Annotated in this window: 23 protein-coding genes and 2 pseudogenes; 9 read left to right on the forward strand and 16 right to left on the reverse strand. The window is 69.6% G+C overall.

Features of this window, described 5'->3' with window-relative positions:
- The first annotated feature begins 460 nt into the window (after positions 1-460).
- The 4 genes from G3I71_RS35645 to secD all read left to right on the forward strand — a co-directional run bounded on the left by G3I71_RS35645 (position 461) and on the right by secD (position 4,848).
- Entirely contained in the window at positions 461-1,414 is a 954-nt protein-coding gene (locus G3I71_RS35645; protein ID WP_164321391.1) for a sensor histidine kinase, read from the forward strand.
- Entirely contained in the window at positions 1,411-2,076 is a 666-nt protein-coding gene (locus G3I71_RS35650) for a response regulator transcription factor (protein WP_164321392.1), read from the forward strand. Before G3I71_RS35645 ends, G3I71_RS35650 begins: the two co-directional genes overlap by 4 nt.
- A 65-nt stretch (positions 2,077-2,141) precedes the next feature.
- Complete coding sequence (locus G3I71_RS35655; RefSeq protein WP_164321393.1) at positions 2,142-2,552, forward strand: hypothetical protein; 411 nt, start codon at positions 2,142-2,144, stop codon at positions 2,550-2,552.
- 67 nt (positions 2,553-2,619) lie between these two features.
- Positions 2,620-4,848, forward strand: a complete 2,229-nt coding sequence (gene secD / locus G3I71_RS35660) for a protein translocase subunit SecD (protein ID WP_164321395.1) — start codon at positions 2,620-2,622, stop codon at positions 4,846-4,848.
- A 265-nt stretch (positions 4,849-5,113) separates the two neighbouring features.
- Here secD and G3I71_RS51580 read toward each other — a convergent pair whose 3' ends face one another.
- Positions 5,114-5,554, reverse strand: coding sequence for a DUF6000 family protein (locus G3I71_RS51580; RefSeq protein WP_343243163.1), 441 nt, complete (start codon positions 5,552-5,554; stop codon positions 5,114-5,116).
- Here G3I71_RS51580 and G3I71_RS35665 point away from each other — a divergent pair.
- Positions 5,498-6,316 (forward strand): phytanoyl-CoA dioxygenase family protein, encoded by an 819-nt coding sequence (locus G3I71_RS35665; protein ID WP_203732256.1) that lies wholly within the window; start codon positions 5,498-5,500, stop codon positions 6,314-6,316. The genes G3I71_RS51580 and G3I71_RS35665 overlap by 57 nt on opposite strands.
- Positions 6,313-6,621: a hypothetical protein gene (locus G3I71_RS35670; protein ID WP_164321399.1), complete on the forward strand. Its 309-nt coding sequence runs from the start codon at positions 6,313-6,315 to the stop codon at positions 6,619-6,621. The genes G3I71_RS35665 and G3I71_RS35670 overlap by 4 nt, the downstream gene beginning before the upstream one ends.
- A gap of 434 nt (positions 6,622-7,055) precedes the next feature.
- Here the strand turns inward: G3I71_RS35670 and G3I71_RS35675 are convergent, their stop codons facing one another.
- The 14 genes and pseudogenes from G3I71_RS35675 to G3I71_RS51585 all read right to left on the reverse strand — a co-directional run.
- On the reverse strand, positions 7,056-7,829 hold the full coding sequence (locus G3I71_RS35675; protein WP_164321400.1) for a TIM barrel protein: 774 nt from the start codon (positions 7,827-7,829) through the stop codon (positions 7,056-7,058).
- Entirely contained in the window at positions 7,826-8,752 is a 927-nt protein-coding gene (locus G3I71_RS35680) for a sugar phosphate isomerase/epimerase (protein ID WP_164321499.1), read from the reverse strand. Before G3I71_RS35680 ends, G3I71_RS35675 begins: the two co-directional genes overlap by 4 nt.
- 5 nt (positions 8,753-8,757) lie before the next feature.
- Complete coding sequence (locus tag G3I71_RS35685) at positions 8,758-9,369, reverse strand: nucleoside deaminase (RefSeq protein WP_164321402.1); 612 nt, start codon at positions 9,367-9,369, stop codon at positions 8,758-8,760.
- A gap of 14 nt (positions 9,370-9,383) precedes the next feature.
- Positions 9,384-10,910: a GMC oxidoreductase gene (locus tag G3I71_RS35690; protein ID WP_164321404.1), complete on the reverse strand. Its 1,527-nt coding sequence runs from the start codon at positions 10,908-10,910 to the stop codon at positions 9,384-9,386.
- A gap of 56 nt (positions 10,911-10,966) precedes the next feature.
- Positions 10,967-12,121 carry an ROK family transcriptional regulator gene (locus G3I71_RS35695; protein ID WP_239149535.1) on the reverse strand — a complete coding sequence of 385 codons (1,155 nt, stop codon included), beginning with the start codon at positions 12,119-12,121 and terminating at the stop codon, positions 10,967-10,969.
- 70 nt (positions 12,122-12,191) lie between these two features.
- Positions 12,192-13,085: a carbohydrate ABC transporter permease gene (locus G3I71_RS35700; RefSeq protein ID WP_164321406.1), complete on the reverse strand. Its 894-nt coding sequence runs from the start codon at positions 13,083-13,085 to the stop codon at positions 12,192-12,194.
- Positions 13,082-14,035, reverse strand: coding sequence for a carbohydrate ABC transporter permease (locus G3I71_RS35705; RefSeq protein WP_164321408.1), 954 nt, complete (start codon positions 14,033-14,035; stop codon positions 13,082-13,084). Before G3I71_RS35705 ends, G3I71_RS35700 begins: the two co-directional genes overlap by 4 nt.
- A gap of 7 nt (positions 14,036-14,042) precedes the next feature.
- Entirely contained in the window at positions 14,043-15,344 is a 1,302-nt protein-coding gene (locus G3I71_RS35710; protein WP_164321410.1) for an extracellular solute-binding protein, read from the reverse strand.
- A 702-nt stretch (positions 15,345-16,046) separates the two neighbouring features.
- Positions 16,047-16,883, reverse strand: coding sequence for an alpha/beta hydrolase (locus G3I71_RS35715; protein ID WP_164321504.1), 837 nt, complete (start codon positions 16,881-16,883; stop codon positions 16,047-16,049).
- A 510-nt stretch (positions 16,884-17,393) separates the two neighbouring features.
- On the reverse strand, positions 17,394-18,383 hold the full coding sequence (locus G3I71_RS35720; protein WP_164321412.1) for a nitroreductase family protein: 990 nt from the start codon (positions 18,381-18,383) through the stop codon (positions 17,394-17,396).
- Between the two features lie 130 nt (positions 18,384-18,513).
- Positions 18,514-19,215, reverse strand: a complete 702-nt coding sequence (locus G3I71_RS35725; protein ID WP_164321414.1) for a response regulator transcription factor — start codon at positions 19,213-19,215, stop codon at positions 18,514-18,516.
- A gap of 252 nt (positions 19,216-19,467) precedes the next feature.
- Positions 19,468-20,163 (reverse strand): CBS domain-containing protein, encoded by a 696-nt coding sequence (locus G3I71_RS35730; RefSeq protein ID WP_164321417.1) that lies wholly within the window; start codon positions 20,161-20,163, stop codon positions 19,468-19,470.
- 26 nt (positions 20,164-20,189) lie between these two features.
- A complete protein-coding gene (locus G3I71_RS35735) occupies positions 20,190-20,660 on the reverse strand; it encodes a Crp/Fnr family transcriptional regulator (protein ID WP_164321419.1) in 471 nt (156 codons plus the stop codon).
- A 229-nt stretch (positions 20,661-20,889) separates the two neighbouring features.
- Positions 20,890-21,065: pseudogene (locus G3I71_RS51585) on the reverse strand (sodium-independent anion transporter); the annotation flags it as partial.
- Between the two features lie 263 nt (positions 21,066-21,328).
- Between G3I71_RS51585 and G3I71_RS35745 the strand changes: the two are divergent.
- The 3 genes and pseudogenes from G3I71_RS35745 to G3I71_RS35755 all read left to right on the forward strand — a co-directional run.
- Positions 21,329-21,958: a DoxX family membrane protein gene (locus G3I71_RS35745; protein WP_164321421.1), complete on the forward strand. Its 630-nt coding sequence runs from the start codon at positions 21,329-21,331 to the stop codon at positions 21,956-21,958.
- A 152-nt stretch (positions 21,959-22,110) separates the two neighbouring features.
- Positions 22,111-23,016 (forward strand): universal stress protein, encoded by a 906-nt coding sequence (locus G3I71_RS35750; protein ID WP_164321423.1) that lies wholly within the window; start codon positions 22,111-22,113, stop codon positions 23,014-23,016.
- Positions 23,017-23,117: 101 nt separating this feature from the next.
- A pseudogene (locus G3I71_RS35755) lies at positions 23,118-23,273 on the forward strand (flavodoxin); the annotation flags it as partial.
- 85 nt (positions 23,274-23,358) lie between these two features.
- Here G3I71_RS35755 and G3I71_RS35760 read toward each other — a convergent pair.
- On the reverse strand, positions 23,359-24,057 hold the full coding sequence (locus G3I71_RS35760) for a universal stress protein (protein ID WP_343243164.1): 699 nt from the start codon (positions 24,055-24,057) through the stop codon (positions 23,359-23,361).
- Between the last annotated feature and the right edge of the window lie 230 nt (positions 24,058-24,287).

Raw genomic sequence — 24,287 nt, forward strand, 5'->3', positions numbered from 1 at the left:
AGGCCCTGATCGCCCTCGCCCGCCGACGGGTGAACGTCCTCTGGGCAATGCTGCGTGACGGACAGTGCTACCACGGGTCACTTCCCGTCACGGCAGCAGCTTGACTTCAGCATTGGGATGTTCCTTCTTTCAATGAGGCGCAGGCGGGGCGCACCGGGCAGGACGTCGTCGGGGGAGAGGGCCGGGGTGCTCACGGGCGGCGGTTCATGCCTCCACCGTGGCCGCAATGCCCCGTAAAACCCATCGGGCGCGATACCCATCTCCTGCATGGCCGGTACCCATCGCGGCGTGGGCGGGCCAGGCCCGGGAAATGGGCATTGGAGCCCATCGACGTGGGAGCCGGCAGCGGGCAGCCTGGACAGCAGGCCGGTCAGGACCAGTGGCCGCAGCTCACGCTCGGGGTGCGCGGTGACCGACAGTAGAGACAAAGCCGTGTCACACGCAGAAAGGCGTCATCCCGTTGTCACTGTTCTGGCGGATCTTCGCGCTCAACGCGGTAGTGCTGGGAAGCGCCACCGCGCTCCTGCTGTGGGCTCCGGTGACCGTCTCCGTACCGGTGGTACTGACCGAGGCGGTCATCCTCGTAGCAGGCCTGGCCGTCATGCTGGTCGCCAACGCGGCCCTGCTGCGGATCGGCCTGGCCCCGCTCGACCGGCTCACCCGGCTGATGGCCACCGTCGATCTGCTGCGCCCCGGGCAACGGCTGCCCGAAGGGGGACGCGGCGAGACCGCCGAACTGATCCGCACCTTCAACGCCATGCTCGAACGCCTCGAGCACGAACGGGCGTCCAGCAGTGCCCGTGTCCTGCTCGCACAGGAAGCGGAGCGGCGCCGTATCGCCCAGGAACTGCACGACGAGGTGGGCCAGAGCATGACCGCGATCCTGCTGGCGCTGGAGCGGGCCGCTGCCGACGCACACGAGCCCCTGCGCGGTGAACTGCGGCAAGCACAGGAGATCACCCGGGGCAGCCTGGACGAGGTACGGCGACTGGTACGCCGACTGCGGCCTGACGTGCTGGAGGACCTCGGTCTGATCAGCGCCCTGACCTCGCTGACCACCGGGTTCGCCACCCACGCCGGACTGCGCGTGGTGCGTCGCTTCGACACCGGACTGCCCGTGCTGGACCAGCAGACGGAACTGGTGCTGTACCGCGTCGCCCAGGAAGCCCTGACCAACGCGGCCCGTCACGCCGAGGCCGGCCAGGTCGAGGTGAGCCTGCGCCACACCGGCGAGGCAGTGGTGCTGGCCGTCGTCGACGACGGTCGCGGAACCGGGGTCGCGCGCGAGGGGGCGGGAATCCGCGGAATGCGCGAACGGGCCCTGCTGATCGGATCCACGCTGGATGTCACCTCCCAGCCCCGGGCCGGTACGACGGTCCGGCTGACCGTGCCCCTCCTCAGGAAGCAGCCATGACCACGCCGCACACATCCGTGATCCGCATCCTCCTCGCCGACGACCACGCGCTGGTACGTCGCGGAGTGCGGCTGATCCTCGACCGGGAGCCGGACCTGGAGGTCGTCGCCGAGGCCGGGGACGGCGCGGAGGCCATCGAGATGGCCCGCACCCATGAGGTCGACCTCGTGGTGATGGACATCGCCATGCCCCGGATGACCGGCCTGCAGGCCACCAGAGAACTCCTCGCGCTGAAGCCCGGAGCGCGGGTGCTGATGCTGACGATGCACGACAACGAGCAGTACTTCTTCCAGGCGCTGAAGGCCGGCGCCAGCGGATACGTGCTGAAGTCCGTGGCGGACCGTGACCTGGTGGAGGCCTGCCGGGCGGCCATGCGTGACGAGCCCTTCCTGTATCCGGGCGCGGTCACCGCGCTCATCCGCAACTATCTCGACCGGGTCCGCCACGGCGAGGAGCTGCCCGAGCAGGTACTGACCGCGCGTGAGGAGGAGGTCCTCAAACTCGTGGCCGAGGGCCACTCCTCCAAGGAGATCGCCGAGATGCTCTTCATCAGCATCAAGACCGTCCACCGGCATCGGGAGAACATGCTGCACAAGCTCGGCATGCGTGACCGGCTGGAACTCACCCGCTACGCGATCCGCGCCGGCCTCATCGAAGCCTGAGACTGCCGACTGCCGACTGCCGACTGCCGACTGCCGACTGCCGGCCATAGGAAAGGGGAACGGGGGTGGTCCGCTTCACGCACACCGTCCCGGGCACCCGTGACCCGGGACCGGGCCTGGTGTGGGCCGTCCTGGTCGCCGTTCTCGTCGCCCTGCTCGGCCCGTCTGTCCTCGGCAGTGAGCACCCACGGGTACCGGGCGGCGCGGTGGCCGCCGCCGAGGCCGTGCCGACGCAGGGTGAGCCGTACGCGGACAACGCGGACCCGGACGACTCCACCGCCGCCGTCCGCGGCCATCGGGATGCCACCGGTGAGCGCCACGCTCCGCCGGTATCGGCCCCGGGTGCGTCACATGGCACAGCGACCGGTCCGCTCCAGCCCGCGCGGGCTCCGCTCTCGGCGGTAGACCCACCCGCATCGGAGCAACCGGCAATCCGGCACGGCGTACGGGCACCACCTTCACTCTCCGGCATCTGAACCTTTCCCACTCCCTTTCTGACCGCCGCCACTGTCCTGGCCGCGGTGTGCCTGCCGGAGGCCCGCTGTGAACCGATCCCCGCACATCAGAGGACTGATCGCCCTCGCCGCAGTCGCCCTGTCCCTGTATGTCGCGCTCACCGTGCCCGTCCACCTCGGACTCGATCTGCGGGGCGGCACCCAGATCGTGCTGGAAACCCGCCCCAGTACCGCTGCCGACGGCGACGACGAGGCCACGGACCGCACTGTGGAGGTGCTGCGCGGCCGTGTCGACGCGCTCGGAGTCGCCGAACCCACCATCGCCCGCTCCGGCAGCGACCGGATCGTCGTCGAACTGCCCGGACTGCAAGATCCCCGGAAGGCGGCCGACGTGCTCGGCCGCACCGCCCAGCTCACCTTCCACCAGGTGGTCGGAGTGGCAACCGATGCCGACGACCTGCCCGAACCGCTGCCCGAACGGCCCCGACAGCAGGTGCTGGCCGACGAGTCCGGCCAACTTCTGCGACTTCAGGTGGCCTCACTCACCGGCCGGGACGTCGAGAAGGCAGCCGCCCGCTTCGACCAGCAGGGCGGCGCCGGATGGCACGTCACCATCGACTTCAGGGGATCGGGCGAAAAGGAGTGGGACCGCCTGACCGGCGAGGCCGCCTGCCACGCGCCCGGCGATCCGGCCCGCCGGGTCGCCATCGTCCTGGACAACAAGGTCATCTCTTCGCCGCAGGTCGCCCCGTCCGTCGCCTGCCGGTCCGGCATCAGCGGCGGCTCCACCCAGATCACCGGCTCCTTCGACGACAGCGACGCCAAGGAGCTGGCGCTGCTCATCAAGGGTGGCGCGCTGCCGGTGCCGGTCGAGACCATCGAGCAGCGCACCGTCGGCCCGACCCTGGGCGCCGAGGCCATCACGGCCAGTGCCTGGGCCGCCGTCATCGGCACCGCGTTGACCTCGTTGTTCATCATCGCCGTCTACCGGATCATGGGCGCCCTGGCGACCATGGCCCTGGCCTGCTACGGCCTCGTCTCCTACGCCGCTCTCGCCGCCCTCGGAGCCACCCTCACCCTGCCCGGCCTCGCCGGATTCGTGCTGGCCATCGGTATGGCGGTCGACGCCAACGTGCTCGTCTTCGAACGTGCTCGTGAGGAGTACGCCTCCCGTCACCGCCCCACGCCACGGGCGTCCCTGGCCGCCGGATTCCGCAGGGCCTTCAGCGCGATCGCCGACTCCAACATCACCACACTGATCGCGGCCGGTCTGCTGTTCTTCCTCGCCTCCGGGCCCGTGCGTGGGTTCGGTGTCACGCTGGGCATCGGCGTCCTCGCCTCCATGCTCAGCGCCCTGGTCATCACCCGGGCCCTGGCCGAATACGCCGTCGCCCGCCCCCGCCTGCGCCGCCGCCCCCACCTCACCGGCATCGCCCACACCGGCACCGTCCGCGACCGCCTCACCCGTACGAACCCGAACCTGATGCGCCACCCGCGCCGGTGGCTGGCAGTCTCCGCCGCCGCGCTCGTCCTGGCCGCCTCCGGGATCGCCGCGCGAGGCCTCGACTTCGGCGTCGAGTTCACCGGTGGCCGCCTCATCGAATACACCACATCCACCCCCGTCGACCCCGACCGGGCCCGCACCGCGCTCGCCGACGCCGGATTTCCCCGTGCAGTCGTCCAGACCTCCGGTGAGCACCAACTCACCGTCCGCACCCACCACCTGAGCAACACCCAGGCGGCGGCCATCACCGACACCATCACCGACCTGGCCCGACAGACCGACAAGATCCGTGACGAAGCCATCGGACCCAGCCTCGGCAAGGAACTGCGTCAAGGCGCCCTCATCGCACTCGTCGTCGCGCTCGGCGCTCAGTTCGTCTATCTCACGGCACGCTTTCGCTGGCTTCTGGGAACGTCCGCGGTCGCCGCTCTCGCCCACGACGTCGTGATCCTCATCGGGGTCTTCGCCTGGCTCGGCAAGCCCGTCGACGGCGTCTTCCTGGCCGCGCTGCTGACCGTCATCGGCTACTCCGTCAACGACTCCGTCGTCCTCTTCGACCGGATCAGGGAGATGGGCCGACCTGACCGCAAGGAGCCGTTCGCCCGTACCGCGAACCAGGCCCTCCTGCAGACCCTGCCCCGCACCGTCAACACCGGCATGGGAGCCGCTTTCATCCTCACCGCACTGGCCGTCCTGGGCGGCGAGACCCTGACCGACTTCGCCCTCGCCCTTCTCATCGGCCTGGTGGTGGGCACGTACTCCTCGATGTTCACAGCCACACCCCTGGCCATCGAACTGCACAAGCGCACGTAGGCGGCGCTCACTTCATTCCCGTGGTCACTGGCAAGCCTGCCGGCCGCTGAGGCGGAGGACCGGGGGAACCTTTGGCGTGAGCCGACATAGCCGGCCGGCGCTCTGTCGGTCCGGACACCGCACGGCCCGGGCTGAGCCACAGGCAGCACCGACTACCTGGAACTGAATCCCACCGGGCCCTCCTCGGGCTGCTCGTCCGTGCAACTCGATCACCAGCGTCGGACCAGACATGCTGGGAGCCTGGTTCGATCGGCTCCGCGACCGCTCAAATCGTTCCCACACATTCGTCGACGAAGGCGCAGAGCCGGCGAATCAGGCTCAGGTAGGTGGCGGGGTCCGCGGTCGCCCGCATATGGGACGCGTTCTGGAGCCACTGCTGCCATAGGCCGCCCGGGTCCAGAAAGCGCGCCGCTCTGTCGTCTCCGAGATGGAAGTGCACCTCTGCGTACCTCTTACAGATGGAGCTGCCTAGGCCGCGGCAGCCGGAACCCGTTGTGAGGGCCGGCGTACCCGTGTACGCCCGTCCCGCGTTGTGTGCAGGCGGAGGCAGGTCGCGAGCCAACTCCAGGAGTGGGGCATGGTGGAAAATCACCAGCGCTTGCTGATTACAGCCCACGACTTCCGTACCGTCTCTTCCTACGGTTGGCGTATGCCAACCACACGACGACTGCTGAGTACTGTCCAGGTGGCGCGGTTCGTGGCCCACGGTTTCCTGCGCCTCGACGGCATCGTGCCCAGGGAACTCAACGAGGAGGCGCTCGGCGTCTTCGCGGCGGGGCTGCCCTCCGTGCCGTACGGCACCCCTGTGCCGAAGGCGTTCTCCGAGGGATCCTTCGCGAGGCGACTCGTCGAACTGCCCTCCGTGGCAGGCGCGTTGGAGAGCCTGGTGGGCGTGGATCCGACCGTCGACCATCACTTCGTGCACACACGTCAACCGCGCGAGGGCAGCGCTCAGCCACTGCACGCCGACGCCCTCATCGATCTGCGGAGCGATGCCTTCGACGTCCAGCTCATGTACTACCCGCAGGCGGTCACCGCGGACATGGGCGGCACGCTCATCGTCCCGGGCAGTCATCTGCGCCGGACCAACGAGTCCGATACAGGCCGCTACCAGAACCTGCGCGGCCAGACCCGGCTGACCTGCCCGGCCGGCACGGTCATCCTGCTGCACCATGGCATCTGGCACGGAGGCCGGCGCAACGAGAGCGACATCGTTCGCCACATGTACAAGATCCGTTTCAATCCGACCGTGCCTCAGGTGCGGCTCTGGGACACGGGGGACCTGCACGATCCAGCGGTGCGTGAGGAGTTGGGGCACACCTTCCCCTGGTACGAACCGGCCACCGGCAGGCTGGAGATCCACAACCGGATCAGGCTCTGGCGCATCCTGTCCGCCGACCCCGACTTCGACATCGAGTACTGGGCCACCCGCATCACCAACCGACCTGCGCAGAGGAGAAGCGCGTGACCAGTTCGAACACCGTGCGGCAGCAGGTCCTCGTCCTGTACCTCGGCACCTCGGCCCTTGACTCCCCGGTCATCGGATGGGCCCGCTACGACGGTACCGGCGCAACCCGGCCCACGACCGGGGACAGCGATGAGCCGCCGTACGAGACGGGCGTCGCTGCGCTGGAGGACGGCTGGCGTCTCATCCAGGCCGCCCAGCTGGTCCCGCCCTACCCGGGGGCGGAACACGAGACGTCGTTCCTCAAGCACGAGTTCTTCTTCGAGAAGCTCGTGCAGCGCGAGCCGGACACGACGACGCCCCAGTAGCGGTTGGCGCCCGACCTCGATCCGGGTCCGGGCGTTGCGGCCGGTGCTGACTCCTCGTCGAGTCCAGGCGAGGGAGGTGGCGGAGTCGCACGCCGGACTCGTGACTGTCGCCCGTCGCGTCGATCGAGGGGGGCTGAGGAAACGGCACAGCCGTTGTCGGGTCCTTCAAGGTGACAGAAGTCCGGAGGCTCCTGGAAGCCTGCCCGGAAACGTCAACTCCCTGACGCCGCCGACCCGTTCACATGCTGAACTGGTCGAGACGGCGACGCCAGCATCAGGCCGTCGCCTGCCACTGCCACTGTCACTGTCACTACCTCCGACGGACCGGTGCGATCCGGCACGCATCCGCCAATCCCGCTCCCGATCCGCCATCAGCTGACTGAACTCAAAATCAGGCCCCTGAGCAGCAGGAACAGCGAAACGCCGCTGGAGCATCAGAGGAGAGCTCGGGCGGTTGCGTAGATGTGCCTGCTGTCGCCCAGTGGTGTCGCTTCGATGCCTACGTAGCCGCCGTAGCCCGCGTTTTGGAGCCAGGTGAGTTCCGTGGCCCAGTCGATGGTCCCGGTGCCGAACTCGTGGCGGCCGGGGACGTCGGCCGCCTGAACGTGCCCGATCAGAGGAATGGCGTCCTCGATCTCGGCTCCGAGGGGCTCGCCGTTGAGGATCGCGTGGTACCGGTCGTAGAGGAAACGGACGTTCGGAAGGTCGATCGCACGTAGGAGAGAAAGCGCCGACCGTGAACCGGAGATCAAGGCGTTGGGCCCCTCGTGTTCTCGATTGACCACCTCGACGAGGAGTTCGAGGCCGTCCCCGCTGACTTCTTCTCCTGCCCGCGCGAGTACCGCGACCGCGTTGTGAAGCTGCGTGGTCGGCTCGATTCCCGGCACAACGTCGCCGGCGAGCACGACGAGTTGAGGAGCGTCTACCTCCCGAGCGGCATCGGCGGCTGCTCGCAGCCGGGCGAGGAACTCGGCGTGCGACGACGGGTCACCCAGGTCGCACTTGTCCTTCCACGACTCGACGCACAGCGTGATCAGACGCGTGCCTGTGGTATCCAGTGCTCGTGCGAGCCGGGGCAGGTCCTTGTCCCACCAGTCCCAGATTTCCACCGCGTGGAACCCGGAGTCGGCCGCGGCGCGCACTCGGTCGTCGATCGGCCGGTCGCCTTCGAGGAACATCATCTCGATGCAGGCGGAGAAGTCGATCACGAGAGGGCTTTCCTTGCCACAGCTGTACCCGCCCTGAGCGCGGCGACCGGATCGGCCGCCTCGTCCAGTTCGATGAGTACCGTGCCGGAGCCGGGCGTGCGGGACATCGCGTCGGCCCAGGCCCGCCAGTCCACGATGCCCGTGCCCAGTTCGGTCATATAGGGCTGCTGCTGGGCGAATACCGTGTCGTCGATGGTGAGTTCCACGTCGATCGGCCCGACCGCGTCCTTCCAGTGCGCCAGGGCGATACGTTGCGAGTGGCGGTGTGCCACGGCGACGGGGTCGCCGCCGCCGAGTGCGATGTGGCAGGAGTCGGGACACAGCCAGACGTAGCGCGGGTCGGTCAGGGCCATGAACAGGTCGATGTCCCGCTCGTACCAGAGCGTGCTGTTGGACTCCGTGTGGAAGGCCAGTTTCACGCCGTGCTGTGCGACGGCCTCACCGACGGTGTGGGCGATGTCGGCCATGCGGGTCATGTACGCGGCGTCGACGAAGAAGGGCGGCCGGGTCCCGTACGTCGTACGCATGGGCAGTCCGGCGACGAGGAGTTCCGCCCCCACGTCGGCGAGGAAGGCCGCGCGTCGCTCGGCGTCGGCGACGATCGCGGTGAGGTTGCCGCCGTCCCGCCAGCCGGGGGCGTCGCTGTCCGCGATGAACGCGCTGACGACGGACAGGCCCCGCGCTGTCAGCTCGCGCCGGAATGCGGGCGCGCTGCCGAAGGCCCGCAGGGCGGACTCGATGTCGCCGGGCGCGAACGTCAGCTCGATGCCCGTGACACCGGCCTCGGCCAGCGCGTCCATCACCCGGTGCCAGAAGCTCTCGGGGTTGGCCGACGCCCAGTCGCGTACGGCGTCGGCGGAGGTGAGGTCCCAGAAGCCCGGATGGTAGAAGGTGACCACGTCGGTGGCGAAACGCGCTGTCACGGTTGTCATTCGGCACCTCTGCGGGCGTTGTAGACGACGATCCCGTCGGCCTCGTCGACGGCCTTGCGATAGTTGCGGAACACGGCCAGCGCCTCGTCACGGAGCACGTCCTGTACGACCTTGATGCCGCGTGCCTCGAACTGCTCGGCCCAGTCCGCGCCGAGCGGGCCCTCGTCGAACGTGGTGATCTCCTCCAGTTCCGGTCCTTCGCCCGCGACCACGAGGCCGCGCACCCCTGACCACATGGTCGCGCCGTAACACTGAATGCACGGACGCCAGTTGACGACCAGCTCGTGCGTCGGCATCCCCTCGCCGCCCAGGTCCCAGCCGCCGGTCGCTGTCTGGGCGAGGCCGAGCGCGACGACCTCGGCGTGTGCGCTGGAGACACCGGAGGCGAGGACGACGTTCACGCCGACCGAGACGATCCGGCCGGTGTCCTGTTCGGCGACGAGTGCCGCGAACGGGCCGCCGTTGCCCTCACGCCAGTTGCGGTCCGCGAGACGGTGCACGAGGCGCATCCGGTCGTCGCGGTCCGGGACGACGGCGGGTACGTCGGCCAACTCGTCGTCGATCCACGCGGGCAGTGCCACGCGGTATTCCTTCGCGATGTCGATCATCGTTCAGCTTCCTGTCAGTGGGTGGCGAGCGCCGCGGTGCGGGCGGCGACGGCACGGGCCGTCCGTACGGCGGTCACCGCGCCGGTGAGGGTGACGTTGGCGGCCATCGCGGTGGGGATCACGCCGTTGCCGGCGAGGTACAGGTTGTCGAAGCCCCACACCCGGCCGTCCGGGTCGCACACGCTGGTCCCGTCGTCGGCCGTGCCCGACCGGACGGTGCCGGTCAAGTGCAGGGACGAACCGGGCGGGAGCAGCGCGAGTTCGGTCGCCGGGTCGAACGGGCCGAACTCCTCGGCCAGCGAACGGACTTCGGCGAGAGCCCGGTCGATGAGGGCGCGATCGGTGTCGGAGTAGTCGAACTCGACGCCGATGCGCGGCAGCCCGGCGAGGTCGGTCTCCGACTCCGAGAACACGAGCCGGTTCTCGGGGCGGGACTCGATGGGGGTGTACAGCGTGAGGCCAACGGAGTGTGCGAGGGGGTGGCCGTCCTCGTCCAGGTACGTCCGGTTCATGATCTGGCCGTGGAAGGGCTGGGCCGCTCCGTTCTGGGGCAGCCACAGCGAGTCCGTGCAGAACTCGCCGACGCGGGGGAGCGGCAGTGCGTCGAGGCCGATGCCGAACCGTTCGAGGTCGAGCAGCACCCGGGCGGTGACGAAGGCGTGCTCGTTGAGGTACCGGCCCAGTGCGTCCGGGCGGATGCCCGAGGCGAACAGCAGTTGCGGGGTACGCAGCGCGTCGGCGCACACCACCACCGCGTCCGCGCGGAGTTCGCGTTCCGTGCCGTCGGCGATGCGCCGCAGTCGGGCGCCCGCGACTCGGCCGTGCGAGACGAGAAGGGCCGTCGCGAGTGTCCCGGTCACCAGGGTGAAGGCAGGGTCTCCGCCCGCCGCGATCGCCGTGAAGATCGTCCCCGGAGCCGTGCGTGGCATGGGGCCCGATCCAGTCGGGGTGACTGCCATGGGCATCGGCTGTGGTCGTCTGTCGTTCGGTCCGACACCCTCGAAGCGGCGGCGTAGTACGTCGAGCACCAGGTGGCCGGCCTCGGTCGGGCCGATGGGGGAGGGCGTGACCGCCAGCAGCCGGTGCGCTGTGTCGAGATCCGCCGACCAACGGGCCGGGTCGCCGAAGTCGAACACCTCGGGTCCGGCGGGCCACGGGGTCGCGGCGGTCCAGTGCACGCCCATGCCACCCGCGTTCCACGCGAGCGCCGTCGCCGGCATCGTCTCGGCGTCCTCGCCGAAGGCCAGCGCGTGGAACATGCCGGGCGTCAGGCCGGTGAGGCTGTCCGCGACCTCGCGCACCACCTCGGCGCCCGTGTACATGCCCTGGATGCCAGTGCCTGCCTTTTCGTTGTAGCGCGACCAGAGAACGGGGTCGTCCACGTCGTGCAGATGCAGGCCCGGGGCCCTGCCGATGGCCTGGCCGCCATCGATCATGGTGATGTCCAGCGCCGGATCGCTGTCCCGCAGCAGCCGGGCCACAAGGGATCCCATGATGCCGCTGCCCACGATGAGGACGCCGGTGCGGGGGGTGTCGGTCACAAGGAGACTCCATGTCTGGTGCCGCGGGTGTTCACGGGGCGGGGGGAAGGACGCGCTCACGCACGCGGAGCGAGTGGTCCGAACAACTCGGTGTCCATGCGGTCGAGTGCCAGTTTCACGGCGCCGATCAGCGGGGCGTCGCGGCCCAGGCCGGTGGCACGCAGCTCGATCGCGGGGGTGCGGGCGGCGCGCATCGCCTCGCGCACCCGGGGCAGCAGCACATCGGCCGCCTCCTCCAGGCCGCCGCCGAGCACGATGAGCGAGGGCGCGACCGTCCATGACAGGGTGACGAGGATCGAGGTGATGTTCTCGACGAACTCGTCCACCTCCGCGAGTGCTCCCGCGTCTCCCGCCCGGGCAGCGTCGAAACGGCCCAGCGCGACACGGCGTTGATCCACCTCGGGTGAGGTGAGCCAGGCGACCGGATGGTCTGCGACCGAGCCGACCGGTATCGAGCCGGCCTCGACGATCTCACCTGCGGCGCCTTCCAGACCCCGGTGCACGGCGCCCCGGATGAGGATGCCGAGACCGGTCCGGTTACCGAGGATCGCCCAGACGACGTTGTCGTGGTCGCCGGCCACGCCCCGCCAACGCTCCGCCAGCGCACCGAGGTTGGTGTCGTTGTCGGCGAACCAGGGCATCCGGAGGCGCCGCCCGAACTCGTCGGGCAGATGCACTCCTTCCCAGCGTGTGGTGTGCACCAGCCGCCGTACGACGCCCTCGTCGTCGATCGCGCCACCAGCCGCGACCGCACCGGCTCTCAGTCGGTCCACGGAGCCGCCCGCGTCGTCGAGGGCCTCCCGCACCAGGGCTGCCGCGTCGTCGAGCGTGGCCTGCGGATCCTGGTAGGCGCGCAGGGGCCGCCGCGCCCGGCTGAGGATCCGGCCGCGTACGTCCGAGACGACCGCGGACGCGTCCGAAGTGTTGAGATGGACGGCCGCCAACAGGGCATGTTCCGCCCGCAGTTCGTACCGCCGCGCGGGGCGCCCGGCACATCCGCTGGTCGGCACGCGGTCAAGCTCGGTAACCCAGCCCGCCTCGATGAGCGAATCCAGAATCAGCTCGTTGGTACGGCGGGAGAGACCGGCCTGTTCGGCGAGCGCGGTCAAGGTCATCGGCCCCGCCGACACCGCCAGCATGCGCAGAATGACCGACGTGTTGACGCGGCGGACGGCGCTCTGGTTCATCCCGTTGGTCGTGGACATCACCATGCCTTCGCCACCTCGGACTCTGCCCGTACACCGAGCGGGTGGAGCGGGTCCATCCGGTCGTCCATCGGGGTCACCGCATTCCCGTTCCGGAGATGCCCTGCACGAAGTACCGCTGCAGGAACAGGAAGAGTACGAGCACGGGCAGCATCACGACGATCGCGCCGGCGAGCATCAGACCGTAGTCGGTCACGTGCGCCGCCGCCTGGCTGGTGGCCGCGAGGCCCACCGGAAGTGTGTAGGTGTCCGTGCTCTGGGCGACGATGAGCGGCCAGATGAAGAAGTTCCACGAGGCCAGGAACGACATGATCGTGATCGTCGCGACCGCGGGACCGGCCAGCGGGAGGAAGATCCGGAAGAAGATCCGGAACTCGCCCGCGCCGTCGATCCGGGCAGCCTCCAACAACTCGTCGGGGATCGACGACGCGTACTGCCGCATGATGAAGACCGACATGGGCATCGCCACGCTCGGCAGCGCGATACCGGCGAGGGTGTCCGCCAGGCCCATGTCGACGGTGATCACGAACTGCGGGACGAACACCGCTGTGAACGGCACCATCATCGCCGCCATGACCGCGCCGAACGCGAGCCGCTTGCCCGCGAAGTCCAGCTTCGCCAGGGCGTAACCGGCAGCCGATGCCGCCACGATGTTGCCGATCACCACGATGGCGGCGACCACGACACTGTTGACCATGAACCGGCCGAAGCCTTCGGTCCTGAACAGCCGTACGAAGTTGTCGAGGGTCACGTGCTGCGGGAGCCAGGCGCCGGGGTCGGAGCGGATCTCGTCGAGGCTGCGCAGTGAGCCGCTGATCACCCACAGGAAGGGGAGCAGCGTGAGCAGCGCGCACAGCACCAGCGCACCGTAGAGCAGGGGGCGGGCCACGGACCGGGGATGTACGGCACTGCGGGCGCCGGCGGTGCGGGCGGACAGGTCGGTGTTCTCCAACGCGGTGACAGCGGTCATGCGCGGGGCCTCAGCAATCGGAACTGGACGATGCTCACCAGGGCCACGAGCACCAGCGTCACGAAGGACGCCGCCGAGGACACCCCGAACTCGCCCGAGCCGAACTGGTGGTAGGTGTACAGCGCCACCGACTCGGTCGACCCCAGGGGGCCGCCGTTGGTGAGCAGGTACGGCTCGTCGAACACCTGGAGGTAGAAGACGGTCAGCAGGACCGAGACCATGAGGGTGGTGGGCAGCAGCAGGGGCAGGGTGATGTGCCTCAACTGGCGCCAGCGGCCTGCCCCGTCCAGGGCGGCGGCCTCGTACACGTCCTGCGGTATCGCCTGCAGGCCGGCCAGGAACAGCACCATCGCGGTGCCGAAGTTGCGCCAGACGCCGAGCAGGATGACGACGGGCATCGCCAGGTTCGGGTCGTCCAGCCAGTTCGGCCCGGCGAGGCCGACAGCGCCGAGCACCTTGTTGACGGTGCCGTCGGAGTTGAAGGCGTACTGCCAGATCAGCGCGACCGCCACGACGTTGGTGACGACCGGCGCGAAGAAGACGGTACGGAACACACCGCGCAGGCGCCGGATGCCGGAGTTCAGGGCGACGGCCAACGCGAAGCCGATCCCCATCGTGACCGGTACGCCGACCGCGACGAAGACGGCTGTGTTCAGGATGTCCCGTAGGAAAGTCGGGTCCTGGAACAGCTGGAGATAGTTGTCAAGGCCGGTGAAGTCGACCGCGAACGGATGCCGCAGATCCGCGCCGTGCAGGTCGGTGAGGCTGAACCCGAGCGCGGCGATCGTGGGTATCGCCGTGTAGAGCAGGAACACGACGACGAACGGGGTGAGGAAAAGCCAGGCGACGGCTGTTCGGCGCACCCCACGGGAGCGACGGCCCGCAGGAGCCCTCCCCGGACGGCTGCGCAGTCCTGCGCGCGGGGCCCGGGCGACAACGGTGGTGGTCATGTGCGGCTCACTTCGTACCGGTGCCGACGCTCTCGGCGTACGCCTGGATGCTCGCGGCGGCCTTCTCCGCGGTCTGTGTGCCCTTGGCCACGGCCTCCATCTCCTTGCCCAGCCGCGTCGAGACCTGCTGCCACGAGCTCACCTGCGGGAACGCCCGCGTCTTCTTCAACTGTGTGAAGAACGCGTCCAGCAGCGGCTGGCCCTTGATGGACGGGTCGTCCCAGGCCGACACGACCGCCGGCAGCGAGCTGTACGCCTTGTACTGCGCGACCTGCGTGCTCGGCTCCGACACGTACCGGACGAGCTTCCACGACGCGTCCGCGTTGCCGCTGGTCGCGAGGACGCCCCAGCTTCCTCCTCCGGAGAAGGAGACATCACTCGAGGCGCCGGCCGGCAAGGGTGCGGTGGCGACATTGGCGGCCGTCCAGCCGGTCTTCTTCGCGGCGGTGTCGAGCTGACCGACGACCCACGGGCCGGTGATCATCGTGGCGGTTTTGCCGGACACGAAGTACGGCTGTGCGTCGAGGAAGGTGGGCCCGGCGGTGTCGGCCGTGCCGGAGGTGAAGAACGACGCGTTGTACTTGAGGGCGTCGACCATCGCAGGCGTGTCGAGCGTCCATTTGCCGTCCGAGGAGACCAGTGAGCCGCCGGCCTGCCAGGCGTACATCGCGACGTCCTGGCCGTTGAAGATGTCCCAGCCGATGTCGGCCCCGAGGCCGCGCGTGGCGCCGGCGCCCTGGAGCGCCTTGAGGAACGGCACGGTCTCGTCCCACGTGGTCGGCGCTTTCACGCCGGCTTTCCTGGCGAGGTCGGCGCGGTAGACGAGCGCGTAGGTGTAGGCGTACCAGGGCACCGTGTAGGCGACGTCCTTGACCACACCGGCGTCCCACAGGCTCTTGAAGAAGGCGCCGGAGTCGACGAGTCCGTCCGGCACGGGCTGCAGGATCGACGGGTCGAGGAACTGCGCCTGGGACTCGGGGAAGAACTGGGCCACATCAGGGCCCGTGCCGGCCGCGATCGCCGCCTGGAGCTTGGTGTAGTACTCGTGGTTCGGTATCAGCGTGAACTTCACGGTGACGTCCGGGTTCGCGGCCTTGAACGGCTTGATGACCTTGTCGAGCACGCTGGCATCGTCCTGGGTCGCCCAGACATTGACAGTGCCGGTGGCCGGGGCGGTGCCGATGGGCTTGGCCGCTGCTTTCGCGGTGGTGGTCTCGTCGCCGCGCCCACAGCCGGTCAGGGCGAGGGTGCCGAGAAGTGCGGTGCCGGCGGTCAGTCTGAGGACGCCGCGTCGGGAGGGGTTCGACACTTGGGGACTCCTGTCTCATGGCATTGCTGAGGACAGTGATGTTTTTGATGAGAAAGCACCTTTTTTGGCCTGACAGGCCTAATGGGTGCGATGGGTGCGATGGCGCCTATGCGGCTGATGGTGACGCTATGAAGTGCACATTTCGGCGGCGTGGCGGACCCGTCACAAATAATTTCGGAACTTGTAGCGAAATCGATTGCTGCCGGTTGTCACCGAGGTGTGGGTATCGGTGAACTGGGCTGATGTCACATCAGGCAGGTGGTGGTTCGTGACTCCGGGGGCGCAGGCGGCCCCGGCTGCGGCAGCGTTCATCCCGTGCCGGTGCGGCGCTCGGTCACCGACCCCAACCGGATCGCCTGCTTCGCTGTCCATGCGAAGGCCGGCACCCGGATCGGCGAGATCATGCGCGTGCCGGGCCTGCACCGGAGCATCGCCCGGTGCGGTCGGAGGTTCAGGTGCCGTGCGGGCGGGGATGGCGGCCAGGGTGTGCAGGGGCCCGGTCTCGCCTCTGGGCGCATGCTGTCCGTGGTGATCGTGTCCGGCGCGTCAGTCCATGCTCGGTCACGGCTCGCCGCACACCCGAGGACGGTGTCTGGTCCCGGCAATGGCCGCAGCCTGGTGATCGGCAGACCGCAACCCGAACGCATGGGCGTGGCGCCACGGTTCGTATCGGCCGGCTTTCGGCAACGCGGCCCGTCGGCGTCAGGCGCTGAGTGCGGTGCGCAGCGTGGTGGCCATCAGATCGATGGCTTCCTTGCCGGCCGGTACCGGGCCGGCGTGGGTGAAGTAGTGGTCGACGCCCTCGAAGCAACGGTGGGTGACCGGAACGCCGGCAGCCTCCAGGGCCTTGGCGTAGGCATCGCCCTCGTCGCGCAGGCGGTCGTGCTCGGCGGTGATGACCAGGGCGGGCGGCAGTCCGGTGAGGTCATCGGCCAGTCCGGGTGACACCAGCGGATGGGTGAGGTCGGCGGGGTCCGGGACGTAGGCGGCGGTGAAGACCCGCATGAGCTGAGGCGTGAGCAGGGGCTTGGCGATGGGTGACTGCTTGGTGGCCGGGTCGGCGAGCTGGTCGAGCGGCGCGGAGTCGATGATCTGGAGGCGGGGCGCGAAGGCGCCGCGATCCCGGGCCGTGCGGCAGACCGCGGCGGTCAGGTTGGCCCCGGCGCTGTGTCCGCCGACGGCGAGTCGCGAGCCGTCCCAGTTGTTGGCGGGGCCGTTCTCGGCCACCCAGGCGGTGACGTCGTATGCCTGGGTGACGGGTGCGGGGTACGGCCGCTGCGGGGCGACTGCGTAGTCCACGTTGATCACCACGCATCCGGCAGTGGCGGCTATGTAGCGGCAGATGTGGTCGTCCTGCTCGGGGCGGCCGATCACGAACCCGCCGCCGTGGAAGTTGACGTACACGGGGGCAGGGGCCGAGGCGGCGGCCGACGGGCGGTAGACGGTGCAGGTCACCGGTCCGGCGCCGGTCTCCACCCGGAGGGATTCCGTGCGCTTCGGGATGTCGGTGAAGCGTAGATCCTTGTGTACGCGGCTCATCATCGGGCCGAGCAACAGCTGGACCCCTCTGGCCTGGATTCTGGGCCTGAATGGCACGGCTCATCCAATCACTACAAAGTTAAAATAACAGGATTCCTGATAATGGATGCTCGCCACCAATCGCGCAAGGGGGAACATGGGCCGACTGCACCGCGTACTTCTTGTTCTCGTCGGAGCCCGAGGGAGGAAGAGGTTTCCCACGACCTGGTGTGTGCCGTGCGGGAAGCTGACCTTCTGGGTCGTCACGCCGTTGTTGCGGGTCGTGGAGGTCATCGGGTCAGGTCCTTCTTGGCGAGGAAGTCGGAGATCTGGCGCGCAGGAACCGGCCCAGTTCTCCGCCGCCGCCCCTGTCTGTGCTCTGACGCCGAGGTCCGGTCGTGGCTGCGGCTTATCGGTGCTCTCCGGGACTGACCCGTTTCGCGAGGAGCCGCACCCAGTACGCGGAGGCGGTCCGTTGTGAGGGCTTCTTCCCGGCACCCGTCAGTGGGACGTGACCAACGCCGGACGCCCTCAGCAGCTGATGGGTGGCTGAGGGTGGGGCAACGCGGTTGTGCGGCGGCGCGGGGACGGGGATCCTTCCGGGCCGTACCCGAGGCGGATCACCATGTGGGCGTGGGCAGGACCGGTGGCCGTCGAGGAGACGAGCTGTCGGCGCATGTCGGGCCATTCCAGCGCCTGGTGCAGGAGCGACGCCCGGATACCGTGAGCGGTGGCGACCAGGAGGACGCGCTGAAGGGCCTGTCCCGCCCGCAGCCAGTCCCTCCTCCCGTCGTGCAGGGTGGAGAGGACGGCGATGGCGGGCCGTTTCTCGAAGGGGCGGGCGGGCAGCCGGTCGGGAGTTCGGCGGGCGCTGAAGTCCCGCACGGGGACGATCTCCCGGAAGTCCCGCGGGCCGAGTGCTTCGGGCGGGATACCGAGACCGGTGCCGTCCTTCGCACGCACCCAGCGGCTGCTCTCGGCCGCCCGGTCGTGATCGATGACGTTTCGGCGCTCCGCGTCGCCGGTGAGCCGGAGAACGCGGTCGGTCTCGGCACGGGAGAGGTGGGTCAGGGCGGCGCCTTCGGAGTGAGCCGCTTCGGTGAGTTCGGCCAGCACCGCGGCTGGCAGGGGACGCTCGGAGAACGGGAAGCGGCTGCTGTGCCGGCGCCACAGAGCGTCGTAGAGACCGGGGAAGGAGCCTCTGACGAGGCCGCCGAGCCGGATGGCGGCGAGCAGGTCGGGCTGGTCGGGCTGCGGCAGCAGCCGGGTCACCGGCTCCCAGCCGAACTGCGTGATCGCCACCCGCAGATTGAGGACGGCGCAGCCGACCGAGAGATGGAGGGCGCGGCCGACCGGGTCGGTGTGCCGCAGTCCGCGGTCCGATACGGCACGGATCTGCAGTGTGACCGTGTCCGTGTCGAGCCTGAAGCGCCAGGGTTGAGTGTTGTGGATCGAGGGGGCTGTCACGGCGGCGGAGATCAGCGTCTCCAGGGTCGGGACATCGAGGACGGCGGAAGGCATCGGGGGCTCATCCCCTCACTCTGCTCAAGGGCGCCGCCGGTGTTGGCGGTCGCCTCAGCCTCACCGCCGGGGGAGCGCGGAGACAGGGGCCGTCCGGCCCGTCGTACGGTCCCGATGGGTCCACTCTTCCTCATTTCGGCCGGTGGTGGCCCGCCTCGGGCTGCCCCAGGTGTGAGGCGAGGACGGCGGCCTGGACCCGGCGCTGCACGCCCAGCTTGGCCAGCAGACGGGAGATGTGGTTCTTGACGGTCTTCTCCGACAGGTAGAGCTTGGTGCCGATCTCCCGGTTGGTCAGACCGTCGCCGATCAGAGCCAGGATGTCCCTCTCACGCGGTGACAGACTCTCCAGCTCGGACGGCACGGCAGGGGTCTGAGCCGGTTCGGCCCGCAGCGAGCGCATCAGGCGGGCGGTGGTCTCGGGGTCCAGCATCGACTGGCCCGAGGCCACCGTGCGGACCGCCGAGACGAGGTCGGAGCCCTTGATCTGCTTGAGGACGTAGCCGGAGGCGCCGGCCATGATCGCGTCGAGCAGGGCCTCCTCGTCATCGAACGAGGTCAGCATCAGGCAGGCCAGTTCCGGCATCTGGCTGCGCAGCTCCCGGCAGACCGAGATGCCGTCGCCGTCCGGCAGCCGTACGTCGAGGACGGCGACGTCGGGGCGCAGCGCGGGGCCTCGGGCGAGCGCCTGGTCGACGGTGCCGGCATTACCGATGACCGAGATGTCGGGTTCGGAGTCGAGCAGGTCGGCCAGGCCACGGCGGACTACCTCGTGGTCGTCCAGTAGGAACACCCGGATCGGGTTCTGCTCGGTGAAAGCGCGTGGCTCTGGCATGGTGACCCCTGGTTACCCGGCGGAGGACAGACTGCGGGCTGCCCCATGATGCCGATCATCACGCTCGTGGACCGAACGCACTAGGGCCGACCGGCCCCACTCGCGCGGAGGAAACTGCCCTGACAGGCCCAACACGCGGGACAATCGACCGCGCGGGCAGCCTGATCTGCGCCTGGTGTGCGCCTTGTCCGCGAGGGCTGCGGAGCCACGGTGACTGCCGGGACCGGCCCCGGCCACCTGGTCCCGGCAGGTTCACGCAGAGTCGATGTTCCCGGTGTCGTCTGCGGGCACCTCCTCCGGTTCCCCGTGTCGGGTGAGGACGAACTCCACGTCCACGACCCCCTCGACCGCGCGGACCAGCCGTGCCGCCACCGGCACCAGCGAGGTGTCCCGGACCTGGCCGACGAGCCGGACGACCCCGTCCCGCACATCTACACGTACGTTCGAGTCCGGCATGGGGAACAGGCAGGCCGCGACCTCGCGCCGTACCTCCTCGGCGATCTCCTCGTCCGTACGCAGGAAGACCTTGAGCAGATCGGCACGGCTGACGACGCCTTCGAGCATGCCCACCGCGTCGACCACGGGCAGCCGCTTGACCTTCGCCCGGGCCATCGTGCGGGCGGCCTGCGCGAGCGTGGCGTCCGGGCGGACGGTGAGGGCGGGGGAGGTCATGAGTTCCTCCGCGGTGACCGCGCCGGCCTTCTCCAGGTCGGACAGGCGGCGCAGCTGGGTGTACCTGTCGGGGTCGCTGTCGCGGAACTCCTCCTTGGGCAGGAGATCCGCCTCGGAGACGACACCGACGACCCGGCCCTCGCCCTTGACGACGGGCAGGGCGCTGACCTTCCAGTCCTGCATCAGCCGCACGATCTCCTTGAAGGCCGCTCCGCGACCGACTGCGGCGACCGTGCGGGTCATGACATCGCTGACGGTGTGCGGGGTGCCGTGCATGGTCACTCCTCTGTCATGCGTTCGGGTCAGATGGTGCTTCCGGCGCCGTACGGGGCGTACAGGTCGAGGAGGCGGGTCCTGGCCGTGCGGAGACGGTGGGCGAGTACCTCACCGACCCACTGGGCGACGTCGTTGCCCAGGGCCGCGTCGTCCTGGCACATGGACCGGACGGCCGCGGCGTCGAACTCGTAGGCCCGCACCGGAGTGGTCGCCTGGGCGCCCAGGTGCCAGACGTGCGGGGTGAAGAGCCAGGACCAGCCGACCAGTTCGTTGTGCCCGAGGCTCTCGATGACAGCCGCCCGACGGCCCGGCACGTGCATGTCGAGCTCGATCCTGCCGCTGCGGACGATCCAGAAGCGGTCGGCGCGTCCCCCCTCGTCGAACAGGCGTGTTCCCTCGGGGATGGACACCTCCCGGGCGACGCGCATGAGCCGCTGGCGGTGTTCGGCGGACAGCGCGCGCAGCATGTTGGGGCTGGGAGTGAGGGAAGCGTTCATGGTGTGCCTCCGCAAGGGGGTGTACGTCCGTTCACGGCCACCTTGTACCGGGCCCTGGGGGCAGGCCATGGGCCATCTGGCCCAATGCCGCGCCATGCGGCACCGAAGAGGAGCTTTCGGGTGCTGCGGTGAGAGCGGCCTCTGCCGCAAGGGTCGGCCGGTCGGTTCGCGGCGGCGGTTCGTCGACCGCGTCGAGGGCCGTGATGTCGACCGCGACACTGGCCTCGGGCAGTGCGAGGGCCGGCAGGGTTGCCCACGGCCCGGTGACCGGCGGCATCCCGGCCATGCCGGCGTAGGTAATGAACTGCGGAACGAGGCGCTCGGCCACGGTCGTTCCGGCGAGCAGGTAGCCCCGGAGCCGCGCCGCGCCCGCCGGTAGCCGAGGAGCGTCGCCAGACCTGGCATCGACCGACGCCGGCCAGGGGCGTGTCCGGCCGAGCCCTGGCACGTGTGCCGCCTTCCGGCGTATGCCTCCATGATCCACCGGCTCCGGAACGCCCGCGAGAGTCCGTGTGCCGGTCGTGCCCCACCCGGCCCAACGGGCCCTGCGAACAGGGCCGTTCGGCCCCGCAGTCGCGGACCTTCGGCATTCGGCGCCGACCGGCGCGCGCGACCAGAGTGAGTCGTGTCAGGCACCGCCCCGACCGCCCTCGAAGGGAACCAAGACCATGGCCGTGCACGAGCACTCTCACCGGAGCTCCGGCTTCCACCTGCCGTCGTACCGCAGGAACCGGGCCGCCTCCGCATCCGAGTCGGACGTGTCGGCTGCCACCGGCACGCACACCGCGCGGGCCTACGCCTTCGCCGCACTGCGTATGTTCACCGGGTTCGTCTTCCTGTGGGCGTTCCTCGACAAGACGTTCGGGTTCGGCTACGCGACCCCGTCGGGCAAGGGCTGGATCGACGGCGGCTCGCCGACGAAGGGCTTCCTCGGTTCCGTAGCCGTCGGACCGATGGAGTCCACCTTCCACTCCTGGGCCGGTGATCCGTGGGCGAACTGGCTGTTCATGCTCGGTCTGCTCGGGATCGGCCTGGCCCTGGTCTCGGGCGTCGCACTGCGGCTCGCCGCCGTCGCGGGCACCGCGATGATGGCGCTGATGTGGATCGCCGAGTGGCCGCCGGCCAAGCACCTCTCGGACGGCTCCGCGAGCATGTCGACGAATCCGTTCGTCGACTACCACCTGGTCTACGCCGTCGCCCTGATCGTCCTGGCCGCTGTCGCCGCCGGCGACGCCCTGGGCGCGGGCCGGCTCTGGGCCAGGCTGCCCTTCGTCCGTGACCACAGCTGGCTGCGCTGAGTACCGACGGCGTGGTGGGCCCGTCACCCGGCCCCCCGCGCCGAGCCGTGCGGGGGGTCGATCGGCCCCACATCGGGACCAGTGGCCCCTGCACGCCGAACCGCCCGAAGACGACGCTGGAAACGGATCCATCACTCCAGGAGGTGGAGATCATGCTCCGCACCATCACCGTAGGTCTCGACGGCTCGCAGGAGAGCCGGGCCGCCGCGGAATGGGCGGCTCGCGAGGCGAAGCTGCGCGGCCTGCCGCTGAAGATCGTGCACGTCTGGGAGCCGGTGCCGACGCCCATGGCGCAGGCACCGATCCTGGGAGCCGAGACCCAGCAGCACTGGACCGAACGTATCCCCCGGGAGGCCGCCGAGGGCATCCGCCTGCGTCACCCCGGCGTCGAGGTGTCCACCGAGCAGGTCTCCGGCCACCCGGGTGACGCGCTGGCCGAGGCGGCGAAGAGCGCCGAACTGCTCGTCCTGGGCTCGCGCGGCCTCGGCGGGATCGGCGGGTTCATGGTCGGCTCGGTCGGTCTGTCCGCCGTCGCGTACACGGACCGCCCCGTCGTGCTGGTCCGCGCGCTGGAGGTGGCCGCCGACGAACACGAGATGGACCCGGCGGGTGTTCCGTCGGCCGCGACCCCGTTCTGGCCCGTGGTCCTCGGACTCGACGTCGAGCACCCGGACGGGACGCTGATCGAGTTCGCCTTCGACGCCGCCCAACGACGCACCACCTCCCTGCACGTCGTCCACGGCTGGAACCCGCCGCCCTACTACGCGTACGGCATGGCCGCCAACCCGGCGTTGCACGAGGCACTCACCCTGAGCGAGTCCGAGGCCGTGGCGGAGGTGCTGCGCCCCTGGCGCAAGAAGTTCCCGGACGTCGAGGTCGTCGAGACGTCCCGCTACGGCAGCCCGGCCGTCCACGTGGTGGACGCCTCCCGGGAGGCCTCCCTCGTCGTCGTGGGGCGGCGCATCCGCCGCAACCCGTTCGGCGCCCACATCGGCCACGTCACGCATGCCGTCCTGCACCACTCCACCGCCCCTGTCGCCGTCGTCCCCCACGGCTGACCCGTACCTCCCGAGGAGAAGAGACCCTTGAAGGCGGCGGTCGTACGAGCGTTCGGTGAACCTCTGGTCATCGAGGAACGCCCCGACCCCGAGCCCGTGTCCGGGACCACGTCACCTTCGGAGGGTGCTTGGTGGAAGGCGCCAAAGGGCGGATGGCGGGGATGATCCTCCGTTCCGGGACGGGCGGTGGCTTCCGGGACTTCGGCGCGATCGAGACCTGGGCGCGAGGCATGGTCGCCGCGCTCACGCCGTCGTAGGAGCTCACACCGTCGTACGAGAGAGGAACTGCCCAGTCATGAAGTCGGCCCCGAGGCCCGGTTCGCACTGGCCTCGGGGCCGACCTCATGGCGTCATCCAGGCCGGCACCACGGCAACAGGGCAGGCAGCCTCGTGCAGGACACCACGCACGGCCTCGCCCCACTCCGTGCCGGACTTTCGTCCCACCACGACCAGCGCGGCGCTCCCGGCGTGGTGCAGGAGCGCTTGAGCCGGCGTGAAGAGAACGACGTCTTCGAGGACCGCGACCTGCGGGTACTTCTCGCGCCACGGACCCAGCACGTCGGCCAGGAGCTGCACCTCGTGGTCCTCCCAGGTCGCACGATCCGCCTCCGGCACGCCGAAAGGCCACTCGGCGGCACAGGACGGAAGCGACCAGGCGTACACGACGTGCAGCAGGGCATCTCGTACCCGGGCACTGTCGAAGGCGAAGTCGATCGTGCCGTCGGAAGGATTTCGGGCGTCCGTGCCGAGAAGGATGCTTCCGGAGCGGTGTGTGGCCCCGTGTCCGTTCGGAACGAGCACCAGTGGGTGGTCGGTTGCCCGGATGGCGGCGGGAAGCCGGGAGCCGAGAGACAGACCAGGAGCGTCGGCCCCGTGAGGGATGCCGTACACGATCATTTTTGCCCGGATGGGGTCCGGGGGTGGGTACAGGACCGCGCGCATCGGCAGACCGCGCAGTCGCGCCTCTCGCTCGGCCCAGTCCACTGCGGGACGGCTCGGCGCGGATGAGTCGGTACGGGCAAGGATCACTGGTTCCGTCACGGTCGGCCTTTCCGGCGCAGCGGGGCACGCTTTCGCAGTCCAGCCTGTCGCACCCTTTCCCCCCGGGGCAGGGGCCGAACGGCCGGCGGAGCCGCGCATCCGGGCCGACCTGCGGTCAGCCGCCCAGGAAAACTCCAGGCCGCTCTTCGGCCTGGAGCCCGGACCCGTCGTGCGTTCGGTCGGGTTTGTGGCCCCACTGCTGTCGGTCCCCTCCATGGGGCTGGTCCGCC

Origin of the sequence: Streptomyces sp. SID12501, from assembly GCF_010550245.1 — a bacterium.
Taxonomy (GTDB): Bacteria; Actinomycetota; Actinomycetes; order Streptomycetales; family Streptomycetaceae; genus Streptomyces.